An 18489-nucleotide genomic window follows, 5' to 3' on the forward strand; every position below is an offset into this window, starting at 1 on the left:
GAAAAGTAGAAATAAAAAATGCCGAGCGCATTAGGCTCGGCATTTAAATTCAATAGTGGATAGTGTTTATTTGTAAGCTGACAGTTCGGTTCTTAACCCTTTAACCAAGCTTACACACATCAACAACAGAACAAAGGTAAACGGTAATCCCGTTGCAACCACGCCTGACTGCAATGCTTGCAAGGCTTCTTTGCCACCAACCCAAAGCATAACGGCTGCAATTGCACCTTCAATACAAGCCCAGAAAATACGCTGTGGAATTGGTGCATCAATCTTACCGCCCGCAGTGATACTATCGATAACCAGTGAGCCAGAGTCTGATGATGTAATAAAGAACACCAGAATCAGCACGATAGAAAGCATTGAAATCACTGAGCTATACGGTAGCGCATCGTAAACATGGAACAGAGTCAGTGAAATATCAGTTAGACCATTTGCACCTAGCTCCCCCACTTTATTCACCACTTGGTCAAGCGCGATACCACCGAATACAGACATCCAAATCAAGGTAACGACAGTAGGAATAACGATCACTGCGAACAGGAATTCTCGAACCGTACGACCTTTAGACACACGCGCGATAAACATACCAACAAACGGTGACCAAGATACCCACCAAGCCCAGTAGAATACCGTCCAGCCGTGCATCCAAGTTTCATCTTCACGACCGTGGGGGTTGCTCAACGGAATAATATTTTCAATGTAAGCCATTGTTGTGTCGCGTAGCGAACCCCACGCCGTATCAAACGTGATAAAGGTAATGAAAATAAGCAGGGCAAACGCAACCACCATATTGACGTTACTCAGTAACTTAACACCACCATCAATACCACGAATTACTGATAGCACCGCGATAAAGGTAACAAAGGTGATCACAATCATTTGTGTACCAATGCCGCCTTCTAGACCAAAGACATGGTTAATACCACTGGTCGCCTGCTGAGCACCGAGACCCAGCGACGTTGCAAGACCAAACAGCGTGGATAAAACGGCAAGAATGTCGATAACATGCCCTAACCAACCCCATGCTCGGTCACCAAAAATTGGATAAAACGCCGCGCGCAATGAAAGCGGTAAACCTTTGTTAAAAGCAAAAAACGCAAGTGCTAGTGCAACGAGTGCGTAAATACTCCAACCATGCACACCCCAGTGGAACATGGTGGCACCCATCGCGAGAGATTTCGCTTCTTCTGTGTATGGCACTGCGTTCAGTGGCATTCCCCACCAATCAGTGAAGTACGCGGTCGGCTCCGCCACACTCCAGAACAGAAGGCCAATACCCATACCAGCAGCAAAGAGCATCGACAACCAAGAAACGGTTGAGTGATCCGGCGTTGCTTCTTTGCCACCTAAGCGGATTTTACCCAGCGGAGAAAAAAGAAGAGCAACAGCGAATAATAAGAAGAAGTTTGTCGACCACATAAAGAACGCATCAAACTGTTCGATAATTCCGTTTTTCAGACCGTTTAATACATCACGAGCAGTGGTTGGCTCAACAAGAAGAAGTGAAATTAGACAGAAAACAACGAGACCCGCACTGATGCCAAAAACGGGGTTATGTATGTCGAATCCCCACTTTTGAACGTTGTCCTGTCCAACCTGATAGTCTGTTGTGTCGATACTATATTTTTTAAATGCATTATCCATAAATACAAATTTAACGTGAATTTGAAACGCCCCTCAGGTGAGAAGAACTCCAATACCGCCCTCCATTAATTTGAACTCTAAAGTTTTAAAGCGGGGCGAAGTTTAGCAGTAATCACATATTTTTGCAAAAAATCGCCATTTATTGCATTTTTGGCTCAGTTAAACGCAGATGAGAACAAAGTAATATCAACACAAAAATTATGAGGTCTAACGATTGATTTTATCGTAATTTGATCGTTCGAAAAGCACTGGAAATACTTGCGCTCTGTGGCTTTATCATTGATGGGCGCGTAAATTGAGATAAGTAACACTGACTTGGTTTCAAAGATAGCGATGAAACCAAGTCAGTAACGTTTTCATAGAGACTGATTATTATAGGAAATGGAAGGTAATATTCCCCGTCACACTACTCACGGTGTCACTATCGCTGTCAATATCCACGCCAAACGCTTGATAGCTTGCCCCAATAGAAACATTATCGAGCAAGAAGTATTCGGCACCGACACCATACATGTAGGAGACACCATCATCTTTATCTAAATTTCTCAGTCCGCCGTCATAATCAACGTTGAATGCATTGATGCCACCTTTGGCATAGACATGAAGCGGCCCAAAGTCGATGCTTGGTTTCGCTGCTAAATAGAATGAATCAAAATCAGCACTACCCCTGCTGCCACTCAGTGATAAATCCACTTTGCCGTGGTTAAAGTAACCTGCCTCAATGCCAATGAATGGCAAAATACCAGTACCCACATGAATACCGTAGGTTGTATCGTTTTCGCTATCGATATCAGATTGACCAATTTGACCGCCAGCGTAAATCCATGAGTCAGCCATTGCTGATGTTGAGCACAACGTTAGAGCTAATAACGAGAGTGTTTTTTTCATACTATCCCTTCCTGAGCGATTCCTAAGCGAAACATTACGCAAATATGCGTATTTAATCGCCACTATATATTGGAAAGCATGAGCATTTTAAGATCCAAAAGTGAATAATTTATGTTCAACTTTTGTTTTGTGACTTCCAGACAAAAAAACACCGACATAAAGTCGGTGTTTTTCATATGGGTGTTAGAAAGCTAGACGCTTATAGGAAATGCAGTGTTGCGTTAACAGAGAACGTGCCGATATCGTCTTTACCCGCCGTGTAGTTCATGTAGCTAGCACCAACAGACATCGGACCAAAAATGAAGTACTCAGCACCTACACCGTACATTAGATCCAAATCGTCATCGTCTTTGCCGCCTTTCACTTCTTTGTCCCACTGGTGGAAGCCACCTTTTGCATACACATGCAGTGGACCAAAGTCGATGCTTGGCTTAAGTGCTGCATAGTAAGACGTTAGCTTAGTGTCTTGACCATTTACGTTAAATTCACCGTGTTGCGTTACACCAGCTTCAATACCAATGATAGGTAGAATACCTGTACCAACGTGAACAGAGTATGATGTATCCGTCTCACCTTTGTAGTCAGACTGACCTACTGTTGCACCACCGTAAATCCAAGAATCTGCCATTGCCGCAGAAGATGCGCCAAGTAGCGCCACTGCTAATAGAGTTTTTTTCATCATCTACCTTTACTCTTTATTATTCCCACGTCTGCATAACTCAGTCGTTGGTACTACAAATAAAGGGAGGCGAACCATTGCCTCCCAGAACTAAAAAATAACGCTTATTGAGTTACTAGCAATTAGTGTACCAGTAACCTCATACGCGATAATTGCAAATCTGACGCTATTTTACTGGTTGATTAGCAAGCATCAATCGCGTTTTTGACTCGTTTATCAGAAACAGGATAAGGAGTGCCTAATTGTTGGGCAAAGTAACTCACGCGAAGCTCTTCAATCATCCAACGCACTTCCTTTACGTTTTCAGGAATGGCCACACCTTTCGGGATCTTGTTCAGCAACTCTTTATAGTCTTGAGTCACAGATTCAATCTTCAGCATGTGTAAACGATCTTTGTTTGGATCGATTGGCAACTTCTCCATACGACGCTCTATCGCACGCATGTAGCGAAGAATATCCGGCAAGCGTTTCCAGCCACATTCCGTCGCAAAGCCTTTGAAGATCAAGCCTTCAATTTGTGCTTTGATATCCGACAGAGCAAACGCCATAGTGAAGTCGATTTTGCCTTTTAGCTTCTTATTGATGCTGAACGCCGTTGTCAGAATAGTCTCAACCTGTTTCGCGATCTCTACGACGGTATCACCCAGTTCAGCACGAACGTGTTCTTTCAACGCTTCGAACTTCTCTGGCTCCCAAACTAAGCCACCCTGCTCTTCAATAAGCTTATCGACACCACAGGCGATACAGTCATCGATCAGATCAAGCACTTTGCCGTAAGGGTTAAAATACAAACCCAACTTCGATTTGTTCGGTAAGTTAGCGTGCAAGTATTTAATTGGCGACGGTACGTTCAATAAAATTAGGCGACGCTGGCCAGCACGCATTGCGGTGATCTGCTCAAATTCGGTTTCGTAGAGTTTGATTTCAACGCTGTCTTTGCTATCAACAAGTGCTGGATACGCTTTTACATCGTAGCCACCACGTTTTTGTTGATACACTTTCGGCAATTCACCGAAGCTCCACGTATGCAGACCTTGCTGTTCAATATCGTCATCTGCCACTTTGGAAAGCGTTTCTTGAACTTTGTCTTTCAAGCTCTCTTTCAATTCGTGAAGGTCTTTATGTTCCTTCAGTTTGCGATTTCGATGATCAACCGCTCGGAACGTGACTTTCAAGTGCTCAGGCACCTGTTCCAAGTTCCAGTCTTCACGCAATACTTCTACACCCGTCATACGGCGCAGTTCTTTTTCTAGCGAGTATAGCAGCGGTGCTTCCATTGGTGTTACACGTGCTAAGAATGCATCTGCATAGTTCGGCGCAGGCACAAAGTTCTTACGAATCGTCTTCGGCAGCGATTTAATCAAACTAACAATAAGCTCATGACGCAGACCAGGGATCTGCCAGTCAAAGCCCGCTGGCTCAACTTGGTTTAAAATCGGCAACGGCAAATGCACTGTGACACCGTCACTATCATCGCCCGGTTCAAATTGGTAACTCAACTTGAGCTTCAAACCATTTTGATGCCAGAAGTTCGGGTAATCCAAATCGGTCACATGGCTAGCATCGCCCTTGAACAGCATCTCTTTTTCAAAGTTCAGCAGTTCAGGATCTTCTTTCGATGCTTTTTTCCACCACGTATCGAAATGTTTACCAGACACTACTTCGGTGCCAACACGTTGGTCATAGAAATCAAACAGCTCATCATCATCCACCAAGATGTCACGACGACGAGATTTGTGTTCAAGCTCTTCCACTTCTTGCAGAAGCTTACGGTTTTGTTTAAAGAACGCGTGTTTGGTTTCCCACTCACCTTCAACCAATGCACTACGAATAAAGATTTCGCGGCTAACGGTCGGATCGATACTGCCGTAGTTCACCAAACGTTTCGGTACGATTGGCACGCCGTAAAGCATGACTTTTTCGTGCGCCATCACCGCCGCGCGTTTCTTCGACCAATGCGGTTCGCTGTAACTGCGCTTGATAAGGTGTTTGGCTAATGGCTCAATCCACTCCGGCTGAATCTTGGCAATGATACGGCCCCAAAGTTTCGAGGTTTCCACCAACTCGGCTGACATTATCCACTTAGGTTGTTTCTTAAATAGACCCGATGCAGGGAAGATATGGAAACGAGCATTGCGCGCGCCTTGATATTCATTCTTTTCTTGGTCTTTCATACCGATGTGTGACAACAAACCAACCAAGATCGCACTGTGTACACCATGGTAAGACGCAGGCTCATCGTTCAGTTTGAATTCCATTTCACGCATCGACTGGTGAATTTGGAAGTACACATCTTGCCACTCACGCACGCGCAAGTAGTTCAAATAGTCTTGCTTACATTGCTTGCGGAACTGGTTGCTAGACAAGGCTTTTTGCTGCTTTTGGATGTATTCCCACAAATTCACAAACGTCAGGAAGTCCGACTCTTCATGGAAGAAACGACGGTGCTTATCATCTGATGATTGTTGTTTGTCTGAAGGACGCTCGCGTGGATCTTGAATCGACAAGGCCGCTGCAATGATCATCACTTCTTTAAGCGCACCATATTTTGGCGCTTCCAAAACCATACGCGCCAAGCGTGGGTCGATTGGCAAACGAGCTAATTGGCGACCGATGGAAGTCAGGCGTTTTTTCGGGTCTTTTACCTCAGAATTAATCGCGCCAAGCTCTTCCAGCAAACGAACACCATCTTGGATGTTACGTTTGTCCGGCGCTTCCACAAATGGGAAGGCTTGAATGTCACCCAAGCCAAGTGCGGTCATCTGTAAGATAACCGATGCTAGGTTGGTACGCAGGATCTCGGGATCGGTAAACTCTGGGCGCGACTCAAAATCTTCCTCTGAGTACAGACGGATACAGATACCCTCTTCCACACGACCACAACGACCTTTACGTTGGTTCGCACTCGCCTGAGAAACCGGCTCAATTGGAAGACGCTGAACCTTAGTTCGGTAACTGTAGCGGCTAATGCGCGCCGTGCCCGGGTCGATAACATACTTGATGCCCGGAACGGTTAGCGAGGTTTCTGCCACGTTGGTTGCCAGTACAATTCGGCGACCAGTATGAGGTTGGAAAATCTTGTTCTGCTCGCCCGCCGACAAACGCGCGTAAAGCGGCACAATTTCGGTGCTCTTCAGATTGCGTTTAGACAGCGCATCTGCGGTATCACGAATTTCACGCTCACCGTTCATGAAGATCAGGATGTCACCTAAACCTTCATCGCACAATTCGTCGACCGCTTCGAAGATGCCTTCAAGTTGGTCACGATCATTGTCGTCATCACCGCTTAGTGGGCGGTAACGGGTTTCTACTGGGTAAGTACGACCTGACACTTCAATAATTGGTGCATTGTTGAAGTGTTTTGAGAAGCGCTCTGGGTCAATGGTTGCCGACGTGATGATCACTTTCAAATCAGGACGACGTGGTAGCAACTCTTTCAAGTAACCCAAGATGAAATCGATGTTAAGGCTGCGCTCGTGCGCTTCATCGATAATAATGGTGTCGTATTGATTCAAGAAACGGTCATGCTGAATTTCAGCCAGCAAGATACCGTCCGTCATCAATTTGATTTGGGTATTTTCAGAGATCTGATCGTTGAATCGAACCTTGTAACCAACAAACTCACCCAGTTTGGTTTCCATCTCTTCGGCAATACGGTTCGCAACCGAACGCGCCGCAAGACGACGAGGCTGAGTATGACCAATCAGGCCGAACTTACCGCGACCAAGCTCAGCGCAGATTTTTGGCAGCTGAGTGGTTTTACCAGAACCGGTTTCACCCGCGACGATAACCACTTGGTTTTCTTCAATCGCTTTAGCGATGTCGTCACGCTTTTGGCTGACGGGCAGAATTTCTGGGTATTCAATCGTTGGTTTGTAGTTGCTGCGTTGTTCCGCAGCCATCATCGATTTAGCAATGTCGAGTGCAATTTCATCAAACACAGCATTACGTGCTGCATCTTTCTTAATTTTGCTCGCACCAGAAATGCGTTTACTTAAACGGAAGCGGTCACGCATCATGCACTGGCTTAACGCTTTGCGTAGAGACGCCGCGCTATTCACTTGAGCCTGAGGTGCTTTATCTTGTTTCGCTGTCGCCTTTTGCACACCATTTGACGGTGTCGCTTGCTCTTCAGCGGGATTCTTTTTTGGGGGCTGTGACGAAGTCAAAGCGTTTCCTATTCTTTTCATTACAAAAACTGCGCGGATTGTATCACACAAGATCTGCAACAAGATAACCGAAACCACATTCAAATTTTTCGAACATGTTCAGCGAATCCCTATACTTTTTAACCAACGTGCCTCGCTTATAATGGCTCCCATAGTCAAAAGCACTTATTTAAGGAATAACCATTATGTCTCGTGTACTAGCTCTAAAATCAAGCATCCTTGGCGATTACTCTCAATCAAACAAACTGGTTGAAGACTTCATCAAAAATGTAGACCAAGACAAGCTAACTGTTCGTGATTTGGCTGCAAACCCATTACCAGTTTTGGACTTCGCCGTTGCCACTGCACTTCGCGCAACGGAAGATCTTTCACAAGAACAACAAGCGGTTGTCGAACTGTCGGATACCCTTATTGAAGAAGTAAAAGCCGCAGACACTTTGGTTATTGCCGCACCAATGTATAACTTTACGATTCCGACTCAGCTTAAAAACTGGATTGATTTGATTGCTCGCGCTGGCGTGACATTCAAATACACAGAAAACGGCGTTCAAGGCTTGCTCGAAGGTAAGAAAGCGATTGTCATCACGACTCGCGGTGGTATCCATAAAGATTCACCAACAGACAACGTCACACCATACCTGCGTACCGTGCTAGGTTTCGTTGGTATCACTGATGTGGAATTTGTTTATGCGGAAGCGCTAAACATGGGTGAAGATTTCGCTGCGAAAGGCATTTCTGAAGCGCAGAGCCAACTTGCAGCGATAGCGTAAATTGGCCTAAGTTCAAGAACAAGTAGAATACAAATAACAAGGGATTGGTTCGCGCCAATCCCTTGTCGATCAAAATACACTAATCGTGTTTAGAAGTTATCTTATTTCTCCCAGAGCGATTCACTTTCTCTAAGTTGTGTAGCGCTTCGTGATAGAGCTTTTCCAAAGACTGCTCAGCTTCGTTTATCATATTCTCAATCATCGCATCAAACGCGACATCACTCGGAATTTCGAGATCGTCTCCAACGTCAACCTCAAGAGAATTGACGTACAACACTAACCATTCGTCACCCTCTAAATGTCCTTCCCCGTGGACGACAAAAAAGCGCTTGGCAAATTCATCGTTGGTACAGTTTATCGCCTCAATTTGAATATTGAATGAGGAGTCGATACTCATGGTGCTCATGCCATCCGATTCATCAGATGCATCACAAACAGCCTTAACTTTGGCACGATACACGAAGGTTCGCGTTGAAAGCAGCATTGTATTATTCATCATTACTCATAATGGGCGATAAAGAAGTCAGTTGCAAATCCGACCTATATGCATCTTACGATGCTCTAAAACTCGAACTGGAAGTAAATGGTATTGTAGTTGCTCCCGCCTTTAATGCGCCCAAACTGGGACGCACTTTCGAAAATTGCTGAGCGGTGATGCAATGAATAACCCACCCACATATTTTCCCAGTTTTTTTGGTTGAATAAGTCACCTATATTTACATCAAACGAGAAGTCTAAGTAGTTCAGTAGCTTACTTGGTGTATAACCCTTGTCTTCCATTTCGGTTCCTTCGATGTAGGTAATGTTGTCGACGTATGACATACCTTCCGCAACACCAAATCGCCAAGTCGTTGGCCAATTAACTGTATAATAAGCCTTAATCGCCATCACGTATTCTGTGCTCGCGGGCTGAACACTGGACGACCAGTGATGAACCAAACCTGGCGTTAAATAAATATCAAGAGGAAAGCCAAACAACTCGTCCGTTAGCGGGTGCCCATAAAACAATGAAGTAAGTTGATTGTCGTATGGGTCTTTTTCTCTCTCAAAGCTAAATATTTCACCAATATTTGAAGGCGTCGCCCAACCATGCGCGATACGTAGGTATGGTTTATTGCTCAGTGCTGATTTCGGAGCTTTGCCTTTATCGTTGAAAAAGCCAAAACCGACAAACACTTCACCTTGATATCGGTCTTCTACAAGCTGGCTGTTGTAGGCATTATCATCTAAGCGAGTGACACTCGTTTCCCCCAATAAGTACAAGTTGGAAGTCACATGATAACGCGCTTTGATGCCGATGCTGGCGTCAAGTCCTGCTCCAATTCTTTCCCCAGTAACATCTTTAAACGCATAATATTCACTGTTGAAGTCGGCGTCTTTGTATCGAATCGTGATAGATGGCTCTAACTCCCAATCACCAAACGCATAATTAGCGGCAAGGCGATAATTAGAGTGAAACTGGAGTTCATCGTCCGTCATTAGTTCTACTTCTGCGCGCCAGTTGTCGTTAATGCTATAACGAACTTGACCACCAAAGTCGACTCTGTCCCCTTCATTGGCATTTTGTAGCGACATGGGAATATCAACAAATCTCAATCGCATGATCGCACTCGCGCGCCAATCAGAATCACTCTCGTCATACAGAAAAACGCCGCCTTCAATGCCATTGATATACAAATGCTCGTTTTCAAAGAACATCATTGGTACAAATGTACTCACCGTCGAGTCATTATCGGCCGTATAAAACGGGATCGATGCGGTGCGATACATCGCTGCAATTCCCCACGTTTGCTCTTCTACACCATACGCAGAAGAAGCCATCGCAGCTAAAGGCAAAGTGAGTGTTGTTAGAATTAATCTCTTCATGAGTTCGAAAAATGTTGGTTGAGAAGCAGGCAAACATCAATGATTTGCCATTTAAAGCTTATGTTCTTCTGATGATAGCCGTTACAATGACAAATGTTGTCATCCTCGTGACAGTTTGAGTCCCAAGATTATATTAATATTGCACGACTAGATGAGCTTATTTGTGAATATTTTTACTATCGTAACAAGCTCTTAAAACTCTAGCTTAGTTCTAAATCAAACATAATGAAGTAAAAAGTGAAAGCATCAGAACTTATCTCTACCTTGAATCATTTACCCGCAGACACGGACCCAGACATTGTGATGGGAGAAGCATGGCTGCCTGAAAGGTTGATAGGGACTCAACTTGAAGGTGACATGTTATTTTTGCACTTTGATAATGCTCCAGAAGATGGTCAGGGAGACGAAGAGGGACGCGGCTTCGTCGAGCACGAAATAGATCTAATCAGAACGCGACTTCAGCAGATTTTGGATGAAGACAGTGATAACGCGTCAAAAGCCGATGCCATGCTAGGTTTATTCCTTATGGGACATGAACTTAGCAGTTCACAAGTTATCGAAATATTAGAAGAAGAAGCTGACACATAAGGAGCCGTTTTGCCAGCATTGATGAATACGACTGAAACATCCTCACTTCCTCTTATCGTTGCAGGTCCGATTTTGCGCAAAGTGACTGCAACTGAAATCAATATTTGGCTAGTCACCACCCAACGCTTGGAGGGTATGGTGCAAATTACGGATGAAAACGCCTCCGTCCTTCATCAAGCCCCCTTAAGTGAGCAAAAAGAACAGCTTCAAATCGGTCTCAATGCGTGGTGCTGTTTGTTGCAATTAAAGGGCGAGTTTCCGACCCATCAAACGTTACGCTATCAAATACAAACGCAACACGGTTTAGTAACGGAACTGCTTCCTCATCTGACTTATGAACGAGATAACTGTCCAAATTTGGGCGTTGAGTTCCTAATCAGCGAAAAAGCAGATTATGTTCTGCATGGCTCGTGCCGGAATCCCCACCACTTCAGTAAAGATACATTGGTCGCTGCGGATCATAAAATCGCATCTCAAACCATCGAAGAAAGACCAGATATGCTCATCATGAGTGGTGACCAAATCTACGCAGACCATGTTGCAGGCCCTACTCTGGACGCCATCGAACAAGTCATTGCCCTACTCGGTTTACCGGGCGAAGAATTCGAGCAAGCGCCGATAAAAAATACCAATGCCCTCTACCAGCACTCAGCTTGTTATTATGGTCGGGACAAATTGTTGCCTCATTATGTGAATGATGGCAGTTTACTGAGTACGTTTTTCCCGCACAGAGGGACGCCAATATTCAGCGCCAAAGAGTGTGAAAACCATCTAATAAGCTTTGCCGAATGCTTTGCAATGTACTTATTGGTTTGGTCTCCGACCTTATGGAAGCTTATTCGGACAGATCGCTTATTAGAAAATGAGTTTACTGTCGGCGGAGCAACTCTCGACCCCAAATGGCAACAGCAATGGCGAGAAGAAAAAGCTCAAATAGATAAATTCGTCTCAGGTCTAGATAATGTTCAACGCCTACTTGCTCACATTCCAACCTACATGATCTTTGATGATCACGATGTCACCGACGATTGGAACCTTACCATAGGCTGGGAACAAGCCGCGTACAGCAACGCCTTTGCAAAACGTATTATAGGCAACAGCCTGATTGCCTACTGGCTCTGCCAAGGGTGGGGAAACGCGCCAGAAAAATTCAATGATGAGTTTATGAGTATCGCTCAACGCTTTTTCAACGAGCGTTCCTCACAAACTCAAGATGCATTTATTCAATATTTGTATCGCTTTGAGAATTGGCATTACACCATTCCGACGACGCCAAAAGTTGTCGTGCTAGATACGCGAACCAGACGCTGGCGTTCTGAGTCTAAAATGAACAAGCCCTCTGGGTTAATGGACTGGGAAGCAATGATTGAGTTCCACCAAGAACTTGTTCATCAAGACAAAGTTATCATTGTTTCTGCCGCGCCGATGTTCGGAGTGAAATTTATCGAAGCACTGCAGCGAGTAGTAACGATGCTTGGTAAACCATTAATGGTCGATGCTGAAAACTGGATGGCGCACCCCGGAAGTGCGAATACGCTTATTAGTATTTTTACACATACTAAGACGCCGACCAATTTCGTTATTCTCTCTGGCGACGTGCACTACTCTTTTGCATACGACATTAAACTTCGCTACCGAAAAAATAGTCCGAATATCTATCAAATCACCTGTAGCGGGATTAAAAATCAGTTCCCAACCCAATTGCTCAATATTTGTGATGGTCTAGATAGGCTTCTATATAGCCCTCGTTCGCCTTTAAACTGGTTTACAAAACGTAAGCGGCTAAAGATCTACAAACGCGCACCAAGTACGCACAATTTTTATCGCTTAGTTAACCACAGTGCTATTGGTGAGCTGCGTCTTGATGACGAAGGAAAGCCGAGCCAAATTAGCATTCTAACGAGCGATGGTGAAGAGGTACATTTTCCACCAACTCGTGCAGAAGGCTAAATCTCGCTCCCAAAATGACTTGCCCTTTCTTGAAGACAAGTCATTTTTGACTGAACTTAAAAGTACGAGGGATTTGGGTAGATGAGCAAAGCTCTTGACTGTCAACGGCGTGCTAAATTTGATACCGCACCTTGAGATCTACCGTATTTATGACCATGTTAACCAAATAAACAATAGCTCGGTGTTCAATATGTTTAACTCTCTTACCTCATTATTTAAACAGCTCATTGAAGGCTCTGATTTAAGCCAAACCAACACACTCTCTCCGAATATGGCTATCGCGTGCTTGCTGTGTGAAGTATCTGGCGCAGACCATAACGTCGATGATAAAGAGCAAGAAACAAAGCGTTCATTATTGATGAAGCTTCTGTCATTAAATGAAGAAGAATCAAATGCTTTGTTAGAGCAAGCTCAACAGAAAATAAAAGACTCCGCGTCTCTGTACGATTTTACTTCTCAACTGAGAGAATTGACTCAAGAAACACGCTACAACTTAATCAAAAGCATGTGGGAAGTGGCGTATGCCGATGGCGAAATTGATCCACTAGAAGATGCAGTGATCCGCAAAACAGCAGAACTACTCTACGTTGATCACAGTGAGTTCATTCGAGCAAAGTTGCAATCTCAGTAAGGAAACAAGGTAAACATGTAAGTCGCGCAAGCTATTTCAAGTCTACCGTGAAATGATGGCGAAGATTGAATTCTATAGCCATAAAAAAAACGCGCATTACGCGCGTTTTTTCGATAAGCCAACGACATTGTTATTAAAATACTGGTCAAGATATGAATATGTTTGACGAGCTCTACACTAAACAGATTCCATGACAAAACAACAATGGTTGAATGACGATTTGATTACAAGTTTGCCGAACTATATCGGACCATTAAAGCATAGTCAGAGCAAGCTTCGCTAAATTGTACGCATCCACATAACCAGAATGTTGGCGCCCTTCCCAATCAATGCCTTTTGCTTCTTGAGCTGCTCGGTGACCAATACGCTTATCCTTAAGACGATTTTGAATGCGATAAAGCGTCGCTAAGTTGATGAACTCCGTAAATGGCGCTTCAATACCTTTTTGCTTACACTCTTCAAGCAGGATGAGGTCATCTCGGCCCCATGATGCATAAATCTTGTTTCGACCACCAAAGTTCTTAACCATGGATTTAAGCACTTCTTCTAATGGGCGCCCTTGTTTTTCAATTTTACGCGGCGTAATACCTGTTAGCTCGGCACAAAACAGCGAAACTTCATCATGTTCAGGTTTTACGTAGTATTGAGCTCGCTTGACTATCTCGCCTCTAGACAAATCTATTTCAGCCAACCCAACTTCGATAATTTCACCCGTGCTGCCGACACCATTTTCGTTCCAGCAACACATTTCTAAATCGAAGCATACAATACGGTTATGGTTCATAGTTTGTCTTGATTCCTAACATAAAATTTTAAAGCGTGCGATTCTACCGTAACACGGTGTAAAACTCGAATTTGCGCGCCCATTTAATCGCCAATCGACACATTATTACGACCGTTTTTTTTACTCAAATAAAGTTGATTATCCATTTTGTGATACAAGCTTTCAGGATCTTCATCTTTATGGACAGCCGCGCCAATACTTAACGTGCAAATGATTGAAGCATCGCCATAGTCAAAAGCCGTACTTGCCACGATGCTCCGCAACTTTTCCAGATAAGCTTCCAGTGCTTCTTTATCAATGACTTTAGAAATAATACAGAACTCATCACCACCAGCACGATAAAATCGGTCTCCAGGCTTTAGATTCGCACTAACTAGCTTAGTCACATGCTGCAATGCTTCATCGCCCCCTAAATGACCGTGCTTGTCATTGATAACTTTGAAGTGGTCGATATCAAAACCAACCAATGCGAAGCTAACACCTTTATTTATCTGGCTAAGCAAGTGATCGTTAAACGCTCGGCGATTGAGTAACTGAGTTAGAGGGTCACGCTCAGCCATCCTTTTTAATTCGGCGGTTTTAAGCTCTAACATGACCGCCAAGCGCTCTTTTTCTCGTGACTGTAAATTCACAATCCAACTAATCAAAAAGGCGATTACCAACCCGGCTAATGTCGTGCCCGCTAAAATAGAACGCTCCCAAGCAGAGACGGCATCAGAAAGTTTAAAATCAATCCGCCACTCACGATTAGGCAGTTGAATGGTACGGCTTATAACCGTTCCTCGAATGTTATCCCAGTTTGAACTTTGGAAGAGAACGGGGTCATCTGCTGCGTCAAAGCCTAAATCTTCTACGCGCACCGACATATCTAGCTCAGTCGCGGTTTTCGTGATCAAATCCTCAAAGTAAACTGTACTTCGAATCACCCCTGTCACTACACCTAATAAATGTTGGTTCTCGAAGTCAAACACTGGATGGAACACTAGCAGCCCAGTTTTAGGAATGGACTTGTCATACCCATCTTGCAGTAAGCGAACTTTATCCGAGACATTCGCTCGCCCATTTGTGGATATATCATCCAAGATGAGATCGAAGCGTTTACGTGAAAAATAGAAACCTAATAGAGAAAGGTTTTCTGGTGTTCTTGGATAAATATCCGATGCGATAAAAATTGGCTCTTTGTGTTCAAAAATGTACCCGTAGGTTTTGGGGCCATCTTTAGGAACAGTAAACGGTTGGAAATCAGGAAATGTTTGACGAGTCTTTAAAATATGCTCATCAAGGTCTTCGAATTCGACCTTTTGCATCCATTGAAGTCCAATTAGACTTCGCGAGCTATTGATTACTTGTTCCGCATACATTGGGAACGAAGACCAATAGGTGCGTTCAATCGAATGAAAAAAGTTTGCACCTGCACCAATGAACTTTAAATCATTTTCGACGTTCGCTTTCAGTGATTCTGCTTGTCGGTCAGCTAAAGTATCAAACGTCGTCTGCGTATACCGTTGCTGCATCGTATAAGCAGCACCGACCACACCAGCAGTGACACACAACGTCGCTGCAAAAGCTAGAATAGAGTCTGAATGTCGTTTGATAACGCTCTTGTGAGCGGTGCTTTGTGTCATATCGTAATTTTGATACTTCCGTAAGTTAAACTTCGGGATCTATTGAAATACTGCGTTAGCAACGCACAAACATCAAGCAACAACCTATGCTGGGCAGTCCGATCGTCGATTTTTCACGCTGTTCGTACGGTATAGTCACGAATTATTACAGCCTTAAGCCTTGAATATGCTACCATCCGTCATCATTTTAATGTCTAAACTTGGTGCAAGATCGCAAAGACGATCGTTTTAGTGAACACATATGAGCCAATACTGAGCACCAATAATCAATAGAAAGAGAAAAAACGTCATGAACATTGATTTGAACCTAATTCCTCAAACGTTCGATATGCTTCACGCTGGCCTAACCGCATCGAGCGTTTTGCTTCTTTTAGTCGCGGTCTCTCGCAAATCAAAAGTGGTTGAGAAAGTCGTAGAAAAACCGGTCGAGAAAATCGTCGAAGTTGAGAAGCCAGTTGAGAAGATCGTCGAAGTAGAAAAAGTCGTTGAAGTTGAGAAAGTCGTAGAAAAAGTGGTGGAAGTTGAATCGAAACTCGCAACAGCTTCTACTGATTCTGCAATGCAGCTACTTTCTATCATGCAACAAGAAGCTCGTCTGATTGACTTCCTACAAGAAGACCTAACGTCATTCTCTGATGAAGAAGTAGGCGCAGCAGCTCGCGTAATTCATACTGGTGGCCAGAAAGTATTGAACGATTACGTAACACTTGCGCACGTTCGTAACGAAGAAGAAGAAACTCGTATTACGGTTGAAGAAGGCTTCAACCCACAAGAAATCCGCCTTACTGGCAACGTGACAGGTAGCGCGCCATTCCAAGGCACGTTAGTGCACAAAGGCTGGAAGGCAACATCGATGAACCTTCCTAAGCTGGCTGAAAACTACGATGCATCTGTGATTGCTCCAGCCGAGGTTGAGCTGTAATGGAACACATGAACCAAGAAAACCATTCTCAAGAAGCGTCTGTTGAAACTCAACAGACGCCTAAATTCAGTGTTGGTATCGACTTAGGTACAACACACTGTGTCATGTCTTTTGTTGATACACACGACGAAGATGCTCGCGTTAAAGTGATGCCTATCCCGCAGCTTACTGCGCCAGGTACAGTAGAGACTCGCAGCCAATTAGGCTCTTTCCTATACCAACCACACGAACATGAAATGAACCCGCAATCACGCGTTCTTCCGTGGTCGAGCGAGCCAAAAGCTCTGGTTGGTGCGATTGCGCGTAACCTAGGTTCAAAAACACCAATTCGTCTTGTTGCAAGTGCGAAATCTTGGCTTTGCCACGGTGGTGTAAACCGTCGTGACGCATTCCTACCAGCAGGTAGCCCTGAAGAAGTGGAAAAAGTATCCCCTCTTCGCGCGACAGAGCTTTACCTAGAGCACCTAAAAGATGCTTGGAATCACGCGAACCCAAATCACAACCTTGCCGATCAAGACGTAACTATTACGGTTCCTGCTTCTTTCGATCCTGCTGCTCGTGATCTAACAGCCGAAGCAGCACGCAACGTTGGTTTTGTGCACCTAACGCTTCTAGAAGAGCCTCAAGCTGCGCTTTACAACTGGATTGATAACAGCAACGACAAATGGCGCGACGAAGTTGAAGTTGGCGACATTGTGCTTGTGGTCGATATCGGTGGTGGTACAACTGACCTTTCTTTGGTTGAAGTAACTGAAGACGACGGCAACCTAACTTTGAACCGTATCGCGGTAGGTGAACACATCCTACTTGGCGGTGACAACATGGACCTTGCACTTGCGTACCGCTTGAAGATGAAGCTAGCGCAAGAAGGCAAAGAGCTACAGCCGTGGCAAGTTCAGGCGATGACGCACGCATGTCGTGACGCGAAAGAAGCGCTATTGAACGACAGCGAACTTCAGTCAGTACCAATCGTGGTACCAAGCCGCGGTTCTAAACTGCTTGGCGCAACGTTGAAGACAGAACTGACTCAAGAAGAAGTACAACAAACATTGGTTGACGGCTTCTTCCCTCAAGTTGCGATTACGGACCACCCTGTTCAACGTAACCGTGGCGCACTAACACAAATGGGTCTGCCTTACGCACAAGATGCGGGTATTACTCGTCACATTGCAGCGTTCTTGTCTAAGCAAGCACACGCGCAAAGCGGTGGTGAATCAGCGCAAGCTCAAGATTTCAACCCATTTGCAAACATGCCAGGTATGCCAGGCGCGGATGCAGCGCAATCGGCTGACTTCATCAAACCAACGGCAATCCTATTCAACGGTGGTGTGCTGAAATCAAAACTTCTAGCCACTCGTCTAGAAGACACGATCAACGAATGGCTAATTGAAGCAGACGCAGAAATGGCGAAACGCCTAACAGGTGTGGATCTAGACCTTGCAGTTGCTAGCGGTGCGGCTTACTACGGCTCTGTGCGTCGTGGTCAAGGCGTTCGTATCCGCGGCGGTATTGCTTCGGCGTACTACGTGGGTATCGAAAGTGCGATGCCTGCGATTCCGGGCATGGCGCCTCCAATGGAAGCACTGTGTGTAGCACCATTTGGTATGGAAGAAGGCTCAAGCGTTGACGTACCAAGCCAAGAGTTTGGTTTGATCATCGGCCAGCCAGTTAACTTCCAATTCTTCGGCTCAACCGTTCGTCGTGACGACCTAGCAGGTACTCACCTTGACTACTGGGCACCAGAAGAGCTTGAAGAGCTACCAGAAATCCAAGTAACGCTGCCTGTATCAGAAGGTCGTCGTGAAGGTGAAGTGGTTCCAGTTACCCTAGCTTCTCGCGTAACAGAGCTTGGTACGCTTTACTTAGAAGCCATTGCCGCTGATAACGGGCAAAAATGGCATGTTGAGTTCGATGTGCGCGAAGACGCGAAAAGTGACTCAAACGAAGAACAATAATTAGAAGTCAAACGG

At 44.8% G+C, this 18489-nt stretch carries 14 protein-coding genes; 6 read left to right on the forward strand and 8 right to left on the reverse strand.

Annotated elements, in window-relative coordinates:
* Nucleotides 1-66 precede the first annotated feature (66 nt).
* The 4 genes from NL644_RS13720 to hrpA all read right to left on the reverse strand — a co-directional run bounded on the left by NL644_RS13720 (nucleotide 67) and on the right by hrpA (nucleotide 7383).
* The gene (locus NL644_RS13720) at nucleotides 67-1647 is read right to left on the reverse strand and encodes a BCCT family transporter (RefSeq protein WP_005394224.1); all 1581 of its coding nucleotides are present in this window, start codon (nucleotides 1645-1647) and stop codon (nucleotides 67-69) included.
* A gap of 372 nt (nucleotides 1648-2019) precedes the next feature.
* The gene (locus tag NL644_RS13725) at nucleotides 2020-2535 is read right to left on the reverse strand and encodes an outer membrane beta-barrel protein (protein ID WP_005394222.1); all 516 of its coding nucleotides are present in this window, start codon (nucleotides 2533-2535) and stop codon (nucleotides 2020-2022) included.
* A 199-nt stretch (nucleotides 2536-2734) separates the two neighbouring features.
* A complete protein-coding gene (locus tag NL644_RS13730; protein WP_005394221.1) occupies nucleotides 2735-3214 on the reverse strand; it encodes an outer membrane beta-barrel protein in 480 nt (159 codons plus the stop codon).
* 182 nt (nucleotides 3215-3396) lie between these two features.
* On the reverse strand, nucleotides 3397-7383 hold the full coding sequence (hrpA, locus tag NL644_RS13735; RefSeq protein ID WP_253658504.1) for an ATP-dependent RNA helicase HrpA: 3987 nt from the start codon (nucleotides 7381-7383) through the stop codon (nucleotides 3397-3399).
* Between the two features lie 185 nt (nucleotides 7384-7568).
* On the opposite strand from hrpA, the gene NL644_RS13740 reads away from it, so the two are divergent.
* Entirely contained in the window at nucleotides 7569-8153 is a 585-nt protein-coding gene (locus NL644_RS13740) for an FMN-dependent NADH-azoreductase (protein WP_253658505.1), read from the forward strand.
* A gap of 79 nt (nucleotides 8154-8232) precedes the next feature.
* Here NL644_RS13740 and NL644_RS13745 read toward each other — a convergent pair whose 3' ends face one another.
* On the reverse strand, nucleotides 8233-8649 hold the full coding sequence (locus tag NL644_RS13745; protein ID WP_249373351.1) for a hypothetical protein: 417 nt from the start codon (nucleotides 8647-8649) through the stop codon (nucleotides 8233-8235).
* Nucleotides 8650-8714: 65 nt separating this feature from the next.
* Entirely contained in the window at nucleotides 8715-10019 is a 1305-nt protein-coding gene (locus tag NL644_RS13750) for a MipA/OmpV family protein (RefSeq protein ID WP_114322621.1), read from the reverse strand.
* A gap of 237 nt (nucleotides 10020-10256) precedes the next feature.
* Between NL644_RS13750 and NL644_RS13755 the strand changes: the two genes are divergently transcribed.
* The 3 genes from NL644_RS13755 to NL644_RS13765 all read left to right on the forward strand — a co-directional run bounded on the left by NL644_RS13755 (nucleotide 10257) and on the right by NL644_RS13765 (nucleotide 13188).
* Entirely contained in the window at nucleotides 10257-10607 is a 351-nt protein-coding gene (locus tag NL644_RS13755; protein WP_074191431.1) for a hypothetical protein, read from the forward strand.
* Nucleotides 10608-10616: 9 nt separating this feature from the next.
* Complete coding sequence (locus tag NL644_RS13760; protein ID WP_253658506.1) at nucleotides 10617-12557, forward strand: alkaline phosphatase D family protein; 1941 nt, start codon at nucleotides 10617-10619, stop codon at nucleotides 12555-12557.
* Nucleotides 12558-12747: 190 nt separating this feature from the next.
* Complete coding sequence (locus NL644_RS13765; protein ID WP_005394215.1) at nucleotides 12748-13188, forward strand: TerB family tellurite resistance protein; 441 nt, start codon at nucleotides 12748-12750, stop codon at nucleotides 13186-13188.
* A 253-nt stretch (nucleotides 13189-13441) separates the two neighbouring features.
* On the opposite strand, the gene NL644_RS13770 is transcribed toward NL644_RS13765, so the two are convergent.
* Nucleotides 13442-13972: a 3'-5' exonuclease gene (locus tag NL644_RS13770; RefSeq protein WP_005394213.1), complete on the reverse strand. Its 531-nt coding sequence runs from the start codon at nucleotides 13970-13972 to the stop codon at nucleotides 13442-13444.
* A gap of 83 nt (nucleotides 13973-14055) precedes the next feature.
* Nucleotides 14056-15597 carry a sensor domain-containing diguanylate cyclase gene (locus tag NL644_RS13775; protein WP_253658507.1) on the reverse strand — a complete coding sequence of 514 codons (1542 nt, stop codon included), beginning with the start codon at nucleotides 15595-15597 and terminating at the stop codon, nucleotides 14056-14058.
* A 289-nt stretch (nucleotides 15598-15886) separates the two neighbouring features.
* Between NL644_RS13775 and NL644_RS13780 the strand changes: the two genes are divergently transcribed.
* The gene (locus NL644_RS13780; protein ID WP_046875236.1) at nucleotides 15887-16519 is read left to right on the forward strand and encodes a DUF2760 domain-containing protein; all 633 of its coding nucleotides are present in this window, start codon (nucleotides 15887-15889) and stop codon (nucleotides 16517-16519) included.
* Nucleotides 16519-18474 (forward strand): Hsp70 family protein, encoded by a 1956-nt coding sequence (locus tag NL644_RS13785; protein WP_181869449.1) that lies wholly within the window; start codon nucleotides 16519-16521, stop codon nucleotides 18472-18474. Before NL644_RS13780 ends, NL644_RS13785 begins: the two co-directional genes overlap by 1 nt.
* The last annotated feature ends 15 nt before the right edge of the window (nucleotides 18475-18489 follow it).

The organism is Vibrio sp. Y10_XG_PY6, from assembly GCF_024181795.1.
Classification (GTDB): domain Bacteria; phylum Pseudomonadota; class Gammaproteobacteria; order Enterobacterales; family Vibrionaceae; genus Vibrio; species Vibrio diabolicus.